13 protein-coding genes are annotated in these 17958 nt (G+C 64.5%); 7 read left to right on the top strand and 6 right to left on the bottom strand.

Annotated features, from left to right (window positions below; genetic code table 11):
* Position 1: 1 nt before the first annotated feature.
* From AC3EC3_RS09615 to AC3EC3_RS09595, 5 genes are all read left to right on the top strand, one after another.
* Positions 2-1033: an arabinan endo-1,5-alpha-L-arabinosidase gene (locus AC3EC3_RS09615; protein WP_488489405.1), complete on the top strand. Its 1032-nt coding sequence runs from the start codon at positions 2-4 to the stop codon at positions 1031-1033.
* 125 nt (positions 1034-1158) lie between these two features.
* Positions 1159-2619 (top strand): glycoside hydrolase family 43 protein, encoded by a 1461-nt coding sequence (locus AC3EC3_RS09610; RefSeq protein ID WP_488489404.1) that lies wholly within the window; start codon positions 1159-1161, stop codon positions 2617-2619.
* Positions 2620-2765: 146 nt separating this feature from the next.
* Complete coding sequence (locus AC3EC3_RS09605) at positions 2766-5657, top strand: TonB-dependent receptor (protein ID WP_488489403.1); 2892 nt, start codon at positions 2766-2768, stop codon at positions 5655-5657.
* A 272-nt stretch (positions 5658-5929) separates the two neighbouring features.
* The gene (locus tag AC3EC3_RS09600; RefSeq protein WP_488489402.1) at positions 5930-7993 is read left to right on the top strand and encodes an MGH1-like glycoside hydrolase domain-containing protein; all 2064 of its coding nucleotides are present in this window, start codon (positions 5930-5932) and stop codon (positions 7991-7993) included.
* Positions 7994-8045: 52 nt separating this feature from the next.
* Positions 8046-8924 (top strand): EamA family transporter, encoded by an 879-nt coding sequence (locus tag AC3EC3_RS09595; protein WP_488489401.1) that lies wholly within the window; start codon positions 8046-8048, stop codon positions 8922-8924.
* Between the two features lies 1 nt (position 8925).
* Here the strand turns inward: AC3EC3_RS09595 and AC3EC3_RS09590 are convergent, their stop codons facing one another.
* From AC3EC3_RS09590 to AC3EC3_RS09570, 5 genes are all read right to left on the bottom strand, one after another.
* Complete coding sequence (locus tag AC3EC3_RS09590) at positions 8926-9963, bottom strand: sulfotransferase (protein WP_488489400.1); 1038 nt, start codon at positions 9961-9963, stop codon at positions 8926-8928.
* Between the two features lie 23 nt (positions 9964-9986).
* On the bottom strand, positions 9987-10382 hold the full coding sequence (locus AC3EC3_RS09585; protein ID WP_488489399.1) for a hypothetical protein: 396 nt from the start codon (positions 10380-10382) through the stop codon (positions 9987-9989).
* Entirely contained in the window at positions 10379-10615 is a 237-nt protein-coding gene (locus AC3EC3_RS09580; protein ID WP_488489398.1) for a hypothetical protein, read from the bottom strand. The genes AC3EC3_RS09585 and AC3EC3_RS09580 overlap by 4 nt, the downstream gene beginning before the upstream one ends.
* The gene (locus AC3EC3_RS09575; RefSeq protein WP_488489397.1) at positions 10585-11961 is read right to left on the bottom strand and encodes an arylsulfotransferase family protein; all 1377 of its coding nucleotides are present in this window, start codon (positions 11959-11961) and stop codon (positions 10585-10587) included. Before AC3EC3_RS09575 ends, AC3EC3_RS09580 begins: the two co-directional genes overlap by 31 nt.
* A gap of 356 nt (positions 11962-12317) precedes the next feature.
* Positions 12318-13316 (bottom strand): homoserine dehydrogenase, encoded by a 999-nt coding sequence (locus AC3EC3_RS09570; protein ID WP_488489396.1) that lies wholly within the window; start codon positions 13314-13316, stop codon positions 12318-12320.
* A 105-nt stretch (positions 13317-13421) separates the two neighbouring features.
* On the opposite strand from AC3EC3_RS09570, the gene AC3EC3_RS09565 reads away from it, so the two are divergent.
* Positions 13422-14381, top strand: coding sequence for a LysR family transcriptional regulator (locus AC3EC3_RS09565; RefSeq protein ID WP_488489395.1), 960 nt, complete (start codon positions 13422-13424; stop codon positions 14379-14381).
* A 125-nt stretch (positions 14382-14506) separates the two neighbouring features.
* The gene (locus AC3EC3_RS09560) at positions 14507-15856 is read left to right on the top strand and encodes an MFS transporter (protein WP_488489394.1); all 1350 of its coding nucleotides are present in this window, start codon (positions 14507-14509) and stop codon (positions 15854-15856) included.
* Positions 15857-15941: 85 nt separating this feature from the next.
* On the opposite strand, the gene AC3EC3_RS09555 is transcribed toward AC3EC3_RS09560, so the two are convergent.
* On the bottom strand, positions 15942-17849 hold the full coding sequence (locus tag AC3EC3_RS09555; RefSeq protein ID WP_488489393.1) for a bifunctional sugar phosphate isomerase/epimerase/4-hydroxyphenylpyruvate dioxygenase family protein: 1908 nt from the start codon (positions 17847-17849) through the stop codon (positions 15942-15944).
* Positions 17850-17958 lie beyond the last annotated feature (109 nt).

Raw genomic sequence — 17958 nt, 5'->3', positions numbered from 1 at the left:
CATGATCGGTAGGAATACACTGCGGGCCGTCTGCACCGCAGCCCTGATCGCGTTGGCGCTTCCCGCGTCGGGCGGCGCGCAGGCCCCCGAGGGCACGGCCACGCTGAACGACCGGCTGACCGGCGCGATCACCCCGGTCCACGATCCGGTCATCATCCGCGAAGGCCAGACCTACCACGTCTACAACACCATCGGGCGCTACATCGGCGAGAAGACCTCGACCGATCTCGTCCACTGGGTCGATGCGGGGCCGGTGTTCGACACGCTGCCCGACTGGGCGACCAAGGCCGTGCCCGGCACCGAAGGCATCTGGGCGCCCGACATCTCCTACGAGAACGGCGAATACCGGCTGTACTACGCGGTCTCGACCTTTGGTTCGAACCGCTCGGCCGTGGGCCTTGCCACCAGCCCGACGCTCGACCGGTCAGCCGCGAACTATCACTGGACCGACCACGGCCTTGTCGTGATGTCGACCGAGACAGACGATTTCAACGCCATCGACCCGAACTTCGTCAAGGATGCGCAAGGCGGCCAGTGGCTGACCCTCGGCAGCTTCTGGACCGGGATCAAGCTGTTCAGGCTCGATCCGAAGACCGGTAAGCCCGCACCAGGTGCCAAGCCGATCTCGCTGGCGCGCCGCCCGGTTCCCGCAGGCGCGCCCGACGCGATCGAGGCCCCGTTCATCCTCCCGCACGGCGGCTGGTACTACCTGCTGACCTCGTTCGATTACTGCTGCAAGGGCGTGAACAGCACTTATTACACAGTGATCTCGCGCTCGCGCAGCATCACCGGGCCGTACCTTGGCAAGGATGGCAGCAAGGCGCAGGAAGGCGGCGGCACCGTGCTCGTCCGCGCCGACCTGAAGGAGAAGGGGCGCTTTCGCGGCCCCGGCCATCCCGGCGCTTTCACCGATACCGACGGCACGACCTACCTCGTCTATCACGCCTACGACAAGCAGCACGAGGGCGCTCCCACGCTGCGCATCGCGCCGCTGATCTGGGGCGCCGACGGCTGGCCTGTCGCCCAATACTGACCTCATTACCGAACCCACCTGACGGCGCATCGCCCGGTTCCCCCGAAGCGGGTGATGCGTCCTTTTTGGCTTACGACCTGCCCCCAAGCACCGGCAGGCACTCCCGACATGGAAGAGGACGAAACATGGCATTCACCCTGACGCGCCGCCATTTCGCCGCCGGCACCGCCCTGCTGCCCATCGCCTGCACGGGAAGCGGCAAGACAGTCATCGGCAGCACCGGACCAGCCCACCAGCCCGCACTGGCTGCCCCCGACATCGACAACCCGGTGGTGAAGAACCGGGCCGATGCGCAGGTCTTCCGCCATACCGACGGCTGGTACTACCTCACCGGCTCGGTCCCCGAATACGACCGCCTCGTGCTGCGCCGTGCCCGCACGCTCGAAGGCCTGTACGACGCCGAAGAGCGCGTGCTGTGGCGCCATGCCGCCAGCGGGCCGATGTCGGGCTTCATCTGGGCGCCCGAACTTCACCTCGTCGACGGGCACTGGACGATGTATTTCGCAGCGGGCCCGAGCGGCGGCGGCGAGGACGTGTTCCGCATCCGCACCTATGCAGTGATCTGCGACGGACCGGACCCGATGACCGGCAACTGGTCGGTTCTGGGCGAGTTCAAGGCGCCGTGGGACAGCTTCAACCTCGATTCGACCAGCTTCGTCCATCGCGGCACCCGCTATTTCTGCTGGGCCCAGCGCGAACCGGGGATCGAGACGAACTCCAACCTCTATCTTGCGCCCATGGCCTCTGCCCTGACGCTGGCCGCCAAGCCGGTTCGCCTGACAGTGCCGACGCTGCCCTGGGAAATCCGGGGCTACAAGGTGAACGAGGCACCATCCTTCCTCGAACATCAGGGGCGGGTCTTCATCAGCTATTCCGCCTCCGCCACCGATGCGCGCTATTGCCTCGGTCTGCTCTGGGCACAGGCGGACGCGAACCTGATGGACGCTGCCAACTGGACAAAATCGCCCGAGCCGGTCTTCGTCACCTGCCCGGAAACCGGCGTCTACGGCCCCGGGCACAACAGTTTCACCACCGATCTCGAAGGCCGCACCATGCTCGTCTACCACGGGCGCGACTATGAAAAGATCGAAGGCGATCCGCTGTTCGATCCCAACCGCCACACCCGCGTCCAGCGGCTCTATTTCAAGCCCGATGGCATGCCTGATTTCGGTGTACCGGTCGGCAACGGCCCGATGCCCGAACGCTTCCTTTCAGCCAGCGGCGCAAGCGGTAGAGGGGGCGCTTACCTCGCGCATCAGGGCACCGATCTGATCGTCGGTGCGGCGCCACTGCCCAACACCCAGTTCCGCAGCCTCGATGCAGGGGACGGCACCGTCCATCTCTCGCCGATCCTGCTGCGCGACCATGTTCTGGCCGCAGACGTCGGTGGCGCGGTGAAGCTCGTTCCGCTCGCCAGCGTCGCCGCCAATCCGGCAGCAGGGCGCTTCCGTCGGGTTGCCGGGAACGGCAGAAACGCAGTGCGATTCGTCTGCGAAGGGCACGAAGGACTCGCGCTGGCCGCGAGCAAGACCGGCGTCACACTGGCGGCGGCGAACAGCCCGGCAGCGCAGTGGCAGGCCGATTAACCGCGAATATGTCTGACAATTGTTGCAGGAAATCGCAGTTTGCGACTTTCCTGCAACAAAGCTGAGAGCTTTTTGCAGTCCAGCGTACATTTCCTCTTGCGTGAAATAACTCCGACAAATAATTAGCCGGAGTAATCACGAGGGGCATGGTATCGGCCAGCCCCAAAACTTGGGAGGGTTGGACCATGGCGCTCAAGCCATTTGCATTCTGCACCGCATCGGTCATTGCACTCAGCCTCGCGGGCGTTGCGCACGCGCAGGACACCGCCGCCACACCGGCCAGTTCCGATACCGACGCTGCCGCCACCGGCAACGTTCAGGCGACTTCGGCACAGGCCGAGCAGGCGGGCGAGATCATCGTCACCGGCGTTCGCGCCTCGATCGTGGGCGCGCTCAACGTGCGCAAGAACTCGATCCAGATCGTCGATTCGGTCGTCGCCGAGGACGTCGGCAAGCTGCCCGACAACAACGTCGTCGAAGCGCTCCAGCGCGTGACCGGCATCCAGATCACCGACCGCGCCAGCGGCGAGGCGGCGACCGTCACCATTCGCGGTCTGCCCGATGCGGTGACGACGATGAACGGCCGCAACATCTTCACCTCGACCGGTCAGAGCTTTGCGCTGCAGGACATCTCCGCGAACCTCGTCAAGCAGGTCGACGTCTACAAGACCCGCTCCGCAGACCAGCTCGAAACCGGCCTTGCCGGCCAGATCGACGTCAAGACCCGTCGCCCGTTCGACTTCAAGGGCCTCGCCATCTCGGGTCTCGTACGCGGCATCTATGACGAGGTGGCCGACACCTACAACCCGAACGTCGCGCTGCTCGTCTCGGATCGCTGGGAAACCCCCATCGGCGATATCGGTATTCTCGTGAACGGCAGCTACGCCCGTACCAAGTACCGCACCGAAAGCGCCACCGCTGGCGCACTGGTGCCATTCGCTACCGAGACTCCTCCGGCCGGTTCGCCTTACGCGCCACTGGAGCGCATCTTCCCCGGCAACAATAACGAGAACTGGTCGCCGGGCCTCAATGCAGGCCTTCCCAGCGCACCGGGCTCCACGCTCGATCTCCAAGGCGTCGATACCCCGTATTACCTGTCGCGCGATGCCGTGTTCGCGAACGACCTTTATGGCAAGCGCACGCGCCCGGCTTTCAACGTGGCGCTGCAATGGGCACCGAATTCCAGCTCGGTCTACACCGCTGAGGCGTTCTACACCGGCTTCCGTGGCCAGACCTACAACGACATGAGCTTCAGCTTCGTCGACTACTGGGCCGACCCTCAGCCGGTCGAGCTGTATGATGGCACCAACATTGTGAAGTCGCGCACGGCGAACGACGTCTATGGCTTCAACTCGGCTGACTTCACCAAGACGAAGACCGACAGCTGGGTCTACGGCCTGAACGGCCAGTGGGACGTGGGCGGCGGTCAGGGCAAGATCACTGCCGATCTCGCCTACCAGACCAGCACGGTCAGTTCCTCGTTCATCGCCATGCGCACCGACCGCGTAGCCGACCAGATCAATGTTGATTTCAACAACGGCGGCGGCATCCCCTCGTGGCACTTCAACGACGATTCGCTGCTGACCCAGGCCAGCACCTGGAACGTCGCGCAGCTTTACGACAACGCCAACCGCGACAAGGGCAATGCGCTGACAGGCACGCTCGACGGTTATTACGGCTGGGACGAAGGCTTCCTGCGCCGCATCAAGGCGGGGCTGCGCGTCGATGACCGCAAGGCTGCAAGCTACATGCGTACCGGCGATGCGAACGCACCGCTTGTCGCCACCAGCCTTTCGGGCCTTCCCGATGAAGCGACGTTCACCAACTCCGGCTACTTCAAGGGCGAGGGCGACCTGCCGCGCAGCTGGATCAACGTGGATGGCAACTGGCTCTACAAGAACGCCGACATGGTACGTGGTCTTTACGGCCTGCCCACCTCGGGTAGCCTCGCCTTGAACAAGACCTTCAACATCGAAGAGATCACGATGTCGGCCTACCTGCTGGCCGACGCGCAGCTGACGATCTTCGGGCGTCCGCTCGATCTGGAAGCCGGTGTCCGCTACGTCGATATCGATACCGACTACGACTTCTATAACCGGTACGACAACTATGCCCATACCGGCGTGTCGCGCGGGTCGAGCAAGTTCCTGCCCAGCTTCACGGCGCGCTACGAGATCATGCCGAACCTACGCCTGCGCTTCAATTACGGCGAGACGCTACGCCGCCCGAACTTCGGCGACGTGAACCCGACCTATTCGCTGACCGGCGATCTCACCAACGTGGGCTACGGCAGCGGTTCGGCAGGTACGGCGAACCTGCAGCCCACGCACTCGAAGAACTTCGACGTGGCGCTGGAATGGTACTTCGACCGCAACAGCGCAATCACTGTCACCGGCTTCAAGCGCAACATCTCCGGGCTGGTGGTGCCGATCACCTCGTTCGAATACATCCCCGACAACGGCATCAAGGCCGGCGAGACGGACTACTTCTCGATCACCCGTCCGGCCAACGCGTCGAGCGGCTGGCTCAAGGGCGTCGAAGTGGGCCTGACCTACTTCCCGACCTATCTGCCCGGTCTGCTCGATGGCCTCGGCTTCCAGGGCAGTGCGACGGTGCTCGATTCGGACCAGACGATCCCCGACACTTTCGACGAGAACGGCACTCCGACGTCCTACTCGCACTCGCAGTTCTTCAACGTCTCGAAGTTCTCCTACAATGCGACGCTGGCCTACGATCACGGCCCGATCAGCGCCCGCCTCTCCTATGTCTGGCGCAAGGGCTTCCTGCACAACAACGAGGCGCGCCTGTTCGCGAACCCGATCGGCGTGTGGTATCGCTCGACCGGCAATCTCGACTTCCAGCTGACCTATAACGTCATCAAGGATGTCGCGATCACCTTCGATGCGGTGAACCTGACCAAGACCAAGCAGCAGAGCTACTACAAGTTCGGCGATGCGGGCAGCCAGGACACCACGAACCTCGGCAACACGCTGGTCCCGCGCACCTTCGCCATCGGCGCACGCTTTACGTTCCAGTGACGGATGGGCCACTGATCGAAAGGACAGCGACCATCCACACTTGAAAACGACAGTTTATTTGTCGGAGTGAAATACAATCAGGCACTTGATCGCCTAGGACATGACCCCGCTGCCTCCCGTCGTCAGGATGGGATGGCGGCACCGGCGGCCGCTCTCGCTTCGGGTATCGACTGTGTCGACCTGGGGCCCGGACGAGAGCGGCCGCCGCCCTGTTTCAAGAAGAGGAGGCGCGGCCTCGCCAGCGCGCTCCGATCGCGAGGAGAGAGACGCCGATGATCCGCCCCACCCTGGCCCTGCTGCTGGCCGGTTCCGCGCTGATCGGCGCTTTCACGACGCTTACTGCCGATGCTGCCAGAACGACTGCTTCGCTGGCGATCACCACGGCGCCCGGCCTCGATATCCAAAAGATCGCCCGCGAACGCTTCGGCAACGACGCCGCGTGGTATGTGAACCGCATCCCCTTCTTCGAATCCGCCGACCCGAAAATCGACGCGGTCTATTACTATCGCTGGCAGATCTATCGCGCCCACCAGCGCGATCTGGGCGAGAAGGGCTATGTCACCACCGAGTTCGCCGACGATGTGCCCTGGCAGCGCGAGCCTTATGCCAGCCTCAATGATGCGAGCGGCTTTCACATCACCGAAGGCCGCTGGCTGCGCGATCGCCGCTTCGTGAGCAACTACGTCGATTTCATGTACGAAGGCGGCAACGACCGCCACTTCTCGGACTACATGGCCGATTCGGTCTGGCAGAAGTACCTCGTCGATGGCGACAAGGCGGCTGTCACGCAGCACCTTGCCGTGATGCGCCATATTCAGGGGCTCTGGGAGGATCACTACGACTGGTCCAAGCGGCTCTACTGGGTCGAGCCACTGCTCGATGCGACCGAATATACTGTCTCCTCGATCGACACTTCGGGCGGCAAGGACGGTTTTACCGGCGGGCAGGCGTTCCGCCCCTCGATCAACAGCTACATGGCTGCCAATGCCCGCGCGATTGCCCAGATCGCGGCGCTCGCGGGAAAGCCTGCGCTCGAAAAACAGTACGACGCCGAGGCCAGGGGCCTCGCCGCGCGCATGAATGCGGACCTGTGGAACCCCAGGTTCGGCCATTACACCGACCGGTTTCAGGTGGACAACGCACACGTCCATTACTGGGACTTCATCCGCAACCGTGAACTGGTCGGCTATCTGCCGTGGATGTTCGACCTCGCGCCCGACGATGCTACGCACGCCGCCGCCTGGAGCCATCTGCTCGACCCGAAATCTCTGGCGGGCGAGCACGGCATGCGCACGGCAGAAGCCAATTACGAATACTACATGCGCCAGTACCGCTACGACGGGCCGGACCGCGAATGCCAGTGGAACGGCCCGGTCTGGCCCTATCAGACGACGCAGGTGCTGGAGGGCATGATCAATCTGCTCGACCACTATCATGACCACGGCCCGGTCACGCGCAGCACGTTCATGGACCTGCTGCGCCAGTACACCGCGCTGCACTATCAGGGCGACCGGCTGGATCTGGAGGAGGACTACGATCCGGCCACCGGCAAGCCCATCGTCGGTCTTGCGCGCAGCCATCACTATTTTCACTCCGGCTACAACGACCTGATCCTGTCCGGCCTTGTCGGCATCCGCCCGCGCGCCGACGATGTGCTGGAGGTGAATCCGCTGCTGCCCGACGCCACCGATCCGCAGGCTCTCGGCTGGTTCCGGGTGATCGATGTACCCTATCACGGCCATCTGGTAGGTGTAGCCTGGGATGCTGACGGCGGTCACTATGGCCGCAAGGGCCTGACCGTGACTGTCGACGGTCGCGAGGTCGCGCACCGCGATGCGCTGGCCCGGATCGAAGTCCCGCTCGCCCGCAAGGCTGCCCCGCCAGTGGCAGGCGAGATCGACCGCGCCGTGCAACTGGTGCGCGGCCAGTATCCTCTCGCCAGCGCATCGAGCGGCACCGAGCCTGAGAACCTGCACGATGCCATCGACGGGCGGCTCTGGTTCTTCCCCGAACTGCCCAATGGCTGGAACTCCGCCCCCGGCACCGCGCCACAATGGTATGCGGTAGACTTCGGCAAGCGGGTTACGCTGTCGGCGGCCGAACTCGCCTTCTTCGACGATGGCAAGGGCTATGCCGCACCTGCCGATGCCTCGCTGGAGTATCGCGATGCCAAGAACGGCGCCTGGCACCCGCTTGGCAAGGCGACCCCACTGGCGAACGGCGTCACGCGCCTGACTTTCCCGGCCCGCACCGTCACCCAGATCCGCGTGACGATGACTCCGACGAACGGCCAAGCCATCCGCTTGGCCGAGTTCAAGGGGCTGTCGGACCGCTGACGCCTGAAATCTCCATATCCCGCAACCTCGCCGCATTGTAAGCGGGGCGGCGATGACCGACCCTGCCCGCCCCGAAATCTCCCATACCCGTACCACGATGATCGGGGCGGGCGCGATCATGCTCTCGCTAACCGCGCAGAATGCCGGTGCGGCCTTTGCCAAGCATCTGTTTCCAGCCATCGGCGCCTTCGGTGCGACGGGCCTTCGCGCCCTGCTCGCCCTGATCGTGCTGATGGCGCTGCGCCGTCCCTGGCGACGGCCGCCACCGCGCGCGATCCTGCCCGCATTGCTCGGCTACGGCGTGATGCTGGGCGGCATGAACGTGCTGATCTATCAGGCCATTGCCCGGCTTCCCATCGGCATCGCCGTGGGCCTCGAAGTGCTCGGCCCGCTGGCCGTGGTGCTGAGCCGGTCGCGCTCGATGCGCGACGTGCTGTGGCTGATCGCGGCAGGCGGCGGGCTCGTATTGTTGCTGCCCCTGCACACCGATGCCCGACTCGATCCGCTGGGCGTCCTGTTCGCTCTGGGTGCTGCCACATCTTGGGCGCTCTACATCGTCTTCGGCAAGCGCGTGTCGAGCACACTGCGCGGCGATGCTGTGGCCTGGGGCATGGTGGTCGCCACACTGATGGCCATGCCGCTGGCCTTGGCGACCGCAGGTCCACTGCTGTTCGCGCCGTGGATTCTCGCCGTGGCGCTTGGCGTTGCCGTATTGTCGAGCGCCGTGCCCTATTCGCTGGAGATCGAGGCACTGCACCGCCTGCCCGCGCATGTCGTGGGCATCCTGCTTTCAACCGCGCCTGCCGTTGCCGCTCTGGTCGGCTTCGTGGTGCTGGGCGAAGTGCTGCGCCCCCTCCAATGGCTGGCAATCGCGCTCATCATGGCGGGCTCGGCAGGCAGCGCCATCACCAGCGCGCGCCGCAGCGACTGAATCAGACCACCCACTCGCGCATATCGGCATAGAGCGCGCAGGCCCTGGCCAGACGTGCCGGATCGAACAGCAGATCGACCGGCACCGTGCTCACCGAGAAGTCAGGCCGTCCCGTCCCGAGTCCCAGCCGCTGCGAAATGCCCTGCCACACCGCCGGATCGCTGCAGAGATCCTCGTAACAGACGAAGACCATCTGCCCGCTCGCCTGTTCGACCAGGGCCGCATGGACTCGCATCCATATCTCCAGCCAGTAGTCTGGCTGATCAGGCGTAAGATCTTCGGGCAGTCGATCGCCAAAGCGGAAAGGACGGTGCCCACTGCCGAACTCACGGTGGACCAGCCAGTTCATGTAGCGACGCACGAAAGGATTCTCGGCCTGCATCGCGGTAAAGTGCCGGTGCTGTCGCCACAGTGAGGCGGCGTGGCTAGCGGGATCGCGGAACGGAATGACCACGCTGGCGCGGGGAAACGCCTCGATCAGGACCGGCAGGCGCAGGACATTGTTGTTGTTCTTCGACAGATAGCGATGCTGCCCCTCGCTGCCCGATGCGATCACGGCTGCGACATAGGCCCGAAACCGCTCGATCGTGCGCTGCTCGACCCGATGGGGAACCAGCGCATCGCGGCGAATATAGTCGCTGCCGCACTCCATGCGCCAGAACACCTCATCCAGCGCTTCGGGGCTGTCCACACCGGTCAGGATACGATCGCCGTGGGCGCGCTCGCGCGGGGGCGCACCGACCTGTTCCTGCCGCCAGCGCGCCGAGACTTTCGCCCACAGGTTGGGTGCCAGCGGGAACGGCATGTCACGATAGGTCAGCGACCGGAAGCCCCCCCCCTGATGGATCGCGCGCATCAGCACCGTGGTCCCCGCGCGGGCAAGGCCGGTCACGAACACATGCTCGCCCAGTTGCGCGCGCTTCGCCTTTTCCGCGCCGCCCGACAGCTTCTGGTCAAGGTCGAAGGTCAGTTCCGCCAGTGCCGGGACGCCCAGCGCCATGCGGTGGAGCAGGGCGATCGGCAAGGCTGTAATCGACACCGGGGTTCACGCAGCGCTATCCTTCATCGCGAGACGTACTTGCGGACAAGCAGATAAAGACTGGAGACGGCCAGCGCGAAAAGCAGGCCCACGCCGCTCTCCAGCCGCATGGTCAGGCCGGGATGCAGCCACTCGCCTGCCAGCAGTATCAGCGAGATAAGCGCTGCGAAGAGCACGAACCAGCCCGCCAGAACCAGTGTGGAAGCGCCCATCCGGCGCGCGTAGACAGGTGCCATGCGCTCTTTCCAGTGCTCGGAAATCCGGCGCGAGAGCAGCATCTTTCCCGCCGCGCGCCCATGCCCGGCCATGCCCATCGTCACCGGCAGGATCGGCAGGCGGGAAAACACCTCGCTTGCCACGCAGCACAGCCCTGCCGCGATCAACCAGGCGGTTGTATCGATCGTCGCTAGCGCGCTCACTCGGCCGCGCCGCGAATCCGCGAAAGCGCGCCGCGCACCCGGCGATAACCGCGCTTGAGCGGATACCACACCAGCGAGACGAGGCTGAGGAACACCGTGCCAATCACGCCGAACACCACGCCGATGGCACCCAGCCCCGATCCGGGGCCGACATAGGCCTGCGCCGGACTGGCGATCAGCGACGCTGCGAGAAGGCCGGGAACTACGAAGCGGAAGAAGGTTTCGCGGGACATGACAGCACCTTGTGCAAGATGGGAGAATCGGTCGGGAACCAGCGGGCTTCGGAAACCACGAAGTTCTGGCCCGGCTGTTCGGGATCGTGAACCAGCATCTCCATTGCAATGCGCCTTTGCGCATCGGTCTCGAAGATCCGGCCCTGTTCGGAACTGGTGATCAGCATGCCGCCATCGGGCAGGCTCTGGTGCTTGCCGCGAATGCGCGAATAGAAATCGAGCGGACCACCGGCCAGCGCCACCGCATAATTGTGATCGCTGTCAGGATTGCGCGGATCGAAACGGACGATCCGGGTCGACTGGCGACCGTTCTGGTTGTCGAACACGGTGATCGTGCCGTCGGGCTCCCAGTCCGGATCGTGCTGGCGCAAGGTCACGTCATTGGCGTGCCATTTCACTTTCAACGTCGCCGGATCGACCACCATCACCAGATTGAGCGAACGCATGCTGACCAGCAGATCGCCCGCCCGGAACCCGGGGAAAGCCTTGGCATAGGCAGCGGGCAACGGCTCGGCATCGTTGGTGTGGAACGCGTCGTGGTAATAGCGACCGGCATCACCGCGCGGGTTCTGTCCCAGCGCGTTATCATCGACCCGGCGCATCTCGAACACGGTGAGATCTGGGTTCGCCTTGCGGATCGCCTCCACCGTGATGTCGCGCACGGTATGCCCGGTAGCGAGGTCGATCTTGCGGATGTCGTCCTCCGCACCGATGCTCCAGGCGAAGCGATTGTCGTCGGTCGGGTTGATCGCATGGGTAAGGCGCTCGTCACCGATCCACATGGACTGGCCGCAGGCATTGAAGCGCACCGGCAGCAACTGGCTGTCGAAACCGAGCACCATCGAACCGTCGGACAAAACCGCAAAGCCATGCGGGAACGGCGCCTGCCCCACCGAAAGGTGGCGCTTGACCAGCATCGCCCCGTCGATCGGCCAGACCCGCTCTATCGCCATCTGCGGCGAAACCGCCAGCACGGCGTATCCCGGTTTGCCCTGCATCTCGAAAATACCGATAAGCAGGCGCCAGCCCGGCAGTGGCGTGGGGCCGGAAAGATCGCGACGCATGACCAGACCATCGATCCCGTGGCCCGTATGGTCGGGCACGGGATCATAGTCATGCCTGCCCGCGAAGGCATCGGGCGTCAGCGATTCATCGAAGGGATTGCGAAGCAGATCGCCGATCGTGTCGACGACGAATCCCGGCACCTTAGCCAGAACCTTGAGAACCGGCGCCCCCATGCCATCGGGGTTCTCCACCGCCCACCGGCCGCCTGCGGCGCACAAGCTGGCACAGCACAAGGCCAGCACCCCGGTACGAGCATATAGCAGGGCACGCGACGCGCTCATGCCGCAGGCTCGCGCACGGAGGCAGGCAGGCTACCCGGAACCCGGAATTCCAGCAGCCACGGGGCCGACCGGCACAAGGAGGACGGGAAGATCGCTGACGCCACCGGCAAAAGCCGGGTGTGGAGCCCATCGATGCAATTCCATCGGGGCGCGGGGAATCCTGAACTGTGGCACACCATCTTCGCCAAGCTGACGGAGCGGTGTAGCCCGCGGATTTCGACCCTGTAGCAAATTGTCACGCAATCCACGCGTTTCGTCACACTTAAGGCAACGCCGGATCAGCCCCCTCGTGTTGCCAGAGAAACACCTCACGCGCTGACCAATCTGCCAGATAAGCGAGCGTCCCGCAAACGCCCTCAGAAGCGCGGACGAGCCAGCAACAGTTCCAGGTCCTTGAGCGCGGCGCTGGCCGTCGCCATCGGTTCGACGCCCCCTCCCATGGTGACGATCTCGCCCATGGCATCGGTGGTGACGCGCAGCGCCTTGGTCTTTCCGGCGATATGCGCGAACGGATCGTCATTGGCGTAGGTTCTGACGCCTACAGTCGCCTTGTACCCCGTCTCTGTCGTCTTCAACATGCCCACAAGACGCGGGACGAGCCCGGAATCGCGCCACTCCCGTACCTGCGCCGCCGTCACGTGCTGGATACCGGAAACGTCGATATCGCGCATCGCAAGCTCTGCTCCGAGGCCGAAGTTGCCCAGAATCAGCAGCTTGCAGGCCGTATCCCACCCCTCGACATCGCGGGCGGGGTCGGCCTCGGCAAAGCCACCCGCCTGTGCCTCCGCCAAGGCCTCGGCATACTCGATTCCCCGCGAAATCATGGCGTTGAGCAGATAGTTCGTGGTTGCGTTGAGTACCCCCTCCAGCGCCAGAACCCGGCAGCCGAGCAATCCGGTCTCGATCAGGTCGATCGTCGGCAAGGCTGCCGCCGTCGCTCCGCTGATCTTCAGGCAAGCGCCGGAACTTTCTGAAATCGCGCGTAACTGCGGGCCGGAATGAACCAGCGCACCTTTCGAGACGACCACCGCATCCACCCCCGCCGTCAGAGCCACCTCAAGGTATTCCAGTGCCGGACCGCCCGTCACGAAATCGCTCGGCCCAGCCTCGATCAACACATCGGGACCAGCGGACAGAAGAAAATCGGGTCCGTGCCGCCCAGCCTCGAAACGACCGAAATCGGCTACTTCCAGCCCCTCTGAAGAGGTCAGACCCGCCCGCGATCCGCAGGCTGCGACCAGCCGGACATCCGCGCCATATACCGCCCGATAGCGTTCGCGACGGGCCAGCAACAGTTCGCCGATCTGCCGTCCGACCCGCCCGAACCCGGCAATGGCCACTGAAATCTCGCGCATGTCTAACCCATCTCTAACTGCCGGATAGAGGCCTCCTAACCCACCCCTGCCAGACTGGGCAAACCGGCCGATTGGCGCATGCCTCACGAAGTGCTAGCCGGAACCATGCTGACGATCCGACAGATCGAAATCTTCCGCGCGGTGATGATCGCCAAGACCATCAGCGGCGCTGCCAAGATGCTGGGCACATCGCAGCCCGGCCTCAGCCGCATGCTCGCGCATATGGAAGACCGCCTCCAGTTCCGCCTGTTTGACCGCACCCGTGGCCGCATCGTCCCAACCCGCGAGGCCAGTGTGCTGTTCGAGGAAATCGAGCATGTCTACAAAGGCATTAGCGATCTCGACCATGTGATTTCCCGGCTGGGAAAAGGCGCGGACCGCACGTTCCGGGTGGGCGCCTCGCCCTCGCTCGGGCACTCGGTGCTTCCGCGCATGCTCGCGCGTCTGACCGCGAACTACCCTGCACTGCAAATCCAGTTCGACATCCTCTCGGTAGAGCAGGCGCACGACTGGCTGGTGCTCCAGCGCGGCGACTATGCGCTGACGGTGTTTCCCATCGATCACCCCAGCATCCTGTCGAGCCGGATCGGCCATGGCCGCATGGTCTGCGCGGTGCCATCCGATCACCCGTTGGCGGACCGACAGGTCGTCGAACTGGCAGACCTGCGGGGCGAACGCATCCAGTCGTTCCGGCAGGACACGCCCCACGGCCAGATCATCGCTGCGATGTACGAGGCGGCAGGCGAGACGCTCGATGTGGCGACATACGTACGCTTTGCCGAAACAGCCGTGGCTTTCGTCGCCAACGGTATGGGCATCGCGCTGGTAGACAGCTTCACCGCGATGCAGGGCCATGCCGCCGATGTGCGCTTCCTCGAGATCGCCCAGCCGCAGTCGCAGCCGCAGCCGCAGGCCCAAACCCAGTCGTTGCCGGTCTACATCTCGCGCAATCTCGACGCGGCACGGCCGATGATTGGGGAGACCTTCGAGGAAATTGCGCGTACAATATTGCTCAACGTGCCACGTCCACGGACCGAAATGCGGGCTGGAACAGGGTTGCCATAACTTAACGGTATGCATAAGCGCCCCGGAAGGGCTGGAAATGAACCATCCGGTACGGAACCTTACAGCATTCCCGGAGGGTCCCGGGCGAACGGACGCGAACACGCGCGATACTGGAGAGGCGTGACATGGCCACTTATTCCCCAGCCGGCACCGTATCGGTGCGGCCTTATGTGACGGTCGACGAGGCCGCGCAGCAACGTACCGACGGCTGGTCGCGCCTCCAGATTCTGGTCGTGGCGATCTGCTTCATTCTCAACATGCTAGACGGCATGGACGTGCTGATCCTGTCCTATATCGCGCCTGCGCTCTCCAAGGACTGGCAGGTCACGCCCGACCGGCTCGGCGTGGTGTTCAGCGCCAGCCTCGCCGGGATGGCCGCGGGCGGGTTGCTGATCGCGCCGCTGGCCGACAAGTTCGGCCGCCGCCGCCTGATTCTTGCCGCGATGCTGACGATGACCATCGCGATGTTCGGCTCCGCAATCGCCGGATCGATCACCGAACTGATCGTCTCGCGCTTCGTGGTGGGCGTCGGCATCGGCACGGTGCTGGCCAGCATGGCCGCGCTCACCGCCGAATATGCCCCTGCCAAGCACCGCACGTTTGCGGTCGGCTTCCTGCAGGCCGGCTATCCGATCGGCGCGACGCTCACCGGGTTCATCGTTGCCGGACAGCTGGCCACGCACGGCTGGCAGGCGATGCTGCTGGGCGCTGCTGCCCTGTGCCTGTGCTCGCTGCCGCTGGTGATCTTCTTCCTGCCCGAATCGCTCGACTTCCTGCTGGCCCGCCAGCCCAAGGGCGCGCTGGAGCAGGCCAACGCGATCCTGACCCGCATCGGCGGCGCGCCGCTGGACGCCCTGCCAGAGCGCAAGACTGCCACCAAGGGGAGTGCGGGCCTACGTGGCGTCGTGGGCGAAGGCCGCATGCTCGGCACCTCGCTGCTGTGGGCAGCGACGATCTTCGGCTTCATGACGCTCTATTTCGTCATCAGCTGGATTCCCAAGCTGGCGATCGAGGCGGGCCTGCCCGAAACGCAAGCGATCTATGCCGGTGCGATCTACAACGTCGGCGCGTTCCTGGGCATCACCTCGATCGGTCTCGTCGGCTCGAAGCTGGACCTCGGCCGCTCGATCTTCGGCTACCTGCTGTGTTCCGCAGGCGCATTGGTGGTGTTCGGCGCCTATTCGATGCCGCTGGCCGAGACGCTCTTCATCGCCTTCCTGATCGGCGTGTTCGTGCAGGGCGGTTTCAACGGCGTCTACCCGCTCGCGGCCCAGTTCTACCCCGCACAGGTCCGCAGCACCGGCCTTGGCTGGGCGATGGGCATCGGTCGTATCGGTGCCGTAATCGGCCCGATGCTGGGCGGCTACATGCTGGCCGAGAAGGTGCCTCTCGCGACGATCTTCGCGGTCTTTGCCGTGCCTGCCGTAGCGTCCGGCATCTGCTGCGCGCTGGTGACAGCCACCAGGCGCAGCTAACACGCAGGCCACCTCTCCAACCCAATGAAAAAAGGCCCGACGCGATGGCGTCGGGCCTTTTTTCATTGTTCGGCTGAAACGCAGCTCAGTCCCTGATCGGCTCCGGGTCGCGGTGCCGGGTCTGGGCCGCCAGACGAATACCCGCATTGGGCGCGCCGTAGCCGCCATAGCCGTTCTCGCGCTCGACGAACTCGAAGAAGAACAGCTTGTCGAAAGCGCGGCTGTAGAACTGGCGATAGGGCGCTCCCGCAGCATCCTCGTCGTAGAGGAGATTGCCCTCGACCATGGTCTCGATCTTCGCATCGTCGAAACCGAAGCGCGCCACCAGATCGCCATAGTAGTTCGCCGGAATCTCCAGCAGCGACGCCGCCTTGTCCCGCATCGCTGCCGAGGCTGCCGCGATGTCTTCGCACGCGAAGGCGACATGCTGGAAGCCGCCGCCCATGCCCTGCGCCAGGAACCGCGCCGAAAGCGTCTCACGGGCATCGGTGCCGTTGATGGTGACGCGGAAGGCGCCATCGGGCGACTGGAAGGCCTGGCTGCTGACAAGGCCCGAAGGATCGATCACGTCCTGCGCGTCGCGGCCTTCCAACCCGAACAGCGCGCGCCAATAGAGCTGCCACGACAGGAACTCATCGCCGTGGACCACCGCACCCAGATGGTCGATTTCGCGCACGGCATCGGGCGCAGACAGATCGCCTGCCTCTGCCACTGCCGCAAACTCGTGGGCCCACAGCGCTTCCGCGCCGCTGTCCTCGACCAGATAGACAAGGCTCCCGCCAACACCTCGCAGCGCAGGCATTGCCATCCTGCCGGGGCGTCCTTCGGGGCTGTAGGCCTTGATCCCGAGCGCCGCCGCCCGGTCCATCACGGCCTGCGCATCCGCCACCCGAACGCCGATCGCGCAGATCGAAGGACCGTGGACAATGCGGTAGGAGCGCGCAAAGCCCTTCTCTTCGGCATTGACGACGAGATTGACGTTGCCCTGCTTCCAGCGCGTGACCTTCTTGGTGCGGTGCGTCCCGGCATGGCGGAACCCCAGCGAGCCCAGCGTATCGCCAAGCCGTGCGCTGTCGGCGGGCGCCACCGCGAATTCGACGAACTCCGCCTTCAGCGGAGCCTGAGGAGCGGGCATCGTCGTCGGCTGGCCATTGAGGCGCAGCGCCGCGTCACGGATATATTCCAGCGAGCGATGCCCGTCCTGCGCCACCATGCGCGTCGAAGCCGAACGGAAGCGGTCGTTGAAGATTTCCAGCGAGAGTGGGCCGTCGTAGCCGGTCTTGAGGATTTCGGCGACGAAAGTGGTGACGTCGAGCCCGCCCTGCCCCGGCAGATTGCGGAAATGGCGGCTCCAGTAGAGCAGGTCCATGTCCAGCACCGGCGCGTCGGCCAGCTGGACGAAGACGATCTTGTCGCCGCGGATCTGCGCGATGCTCTCGCTCGGGATGCGGCGCGACAGCGAGTGGAAGCTGTCGAGAATGATGCCGATCGCCGGGTGATCGACCTGGCTCACGATGTCCCAGACCTGCCGGTGATCGTTGATGTGCCGCCCCCAGGCCAGCGCCTCGTAACCCACGCGAATGCCGCGTGCCTGCGCGCGTTCGCCCAGTTCGCGAAAGTCGGCGACGATCTGGTTCACGTCACCTGAAGAATGCGGCGAACAGTTTGAGCAGACGAGGATACGGTCGCAGTCGAGTTCGCCCATCAGGTCGAACTTGCGCTCTGCGCGGTCGAACGCGCGGGCGCGCATGTCACCCGGCATACCCTCGAAATCACGGAACGGCTGGTAGAGCATGCAGGCAAGGCCAAGATCGTCGAGCATGCGTTTGATCTCGGCGGGGCGCTGCGGCGCGGCGATCAGGTCGTTCTCGAAGATCTCGACGCCATCGTACCCGGCAGCAGCAGCGGCCTCGAGCTTCTGTTGCAACGTGCCGCTCAGCGACACCGTGGCAACGGCATTGGTGGGGGCTGTCGATAGAGAAACGCTGGACATGGCTCGCCTTCCGGTTGGTTCGGAAAACAGGATACGCTTCTGCGGCGCGGCAGCGAAGCGCCAGTAACTGGCCAGTCCATACCATATTGTTATGATTAGGCCGTGAGCC

The sequence above is a fragment of the Novosphingobium sp. BAM6 genome (assembly GCF_057784955.1).
Note: the sequence above shows the minus strand (reverse complement) of the source record. Positions and strands in the feature narration are given on the sequence as shown.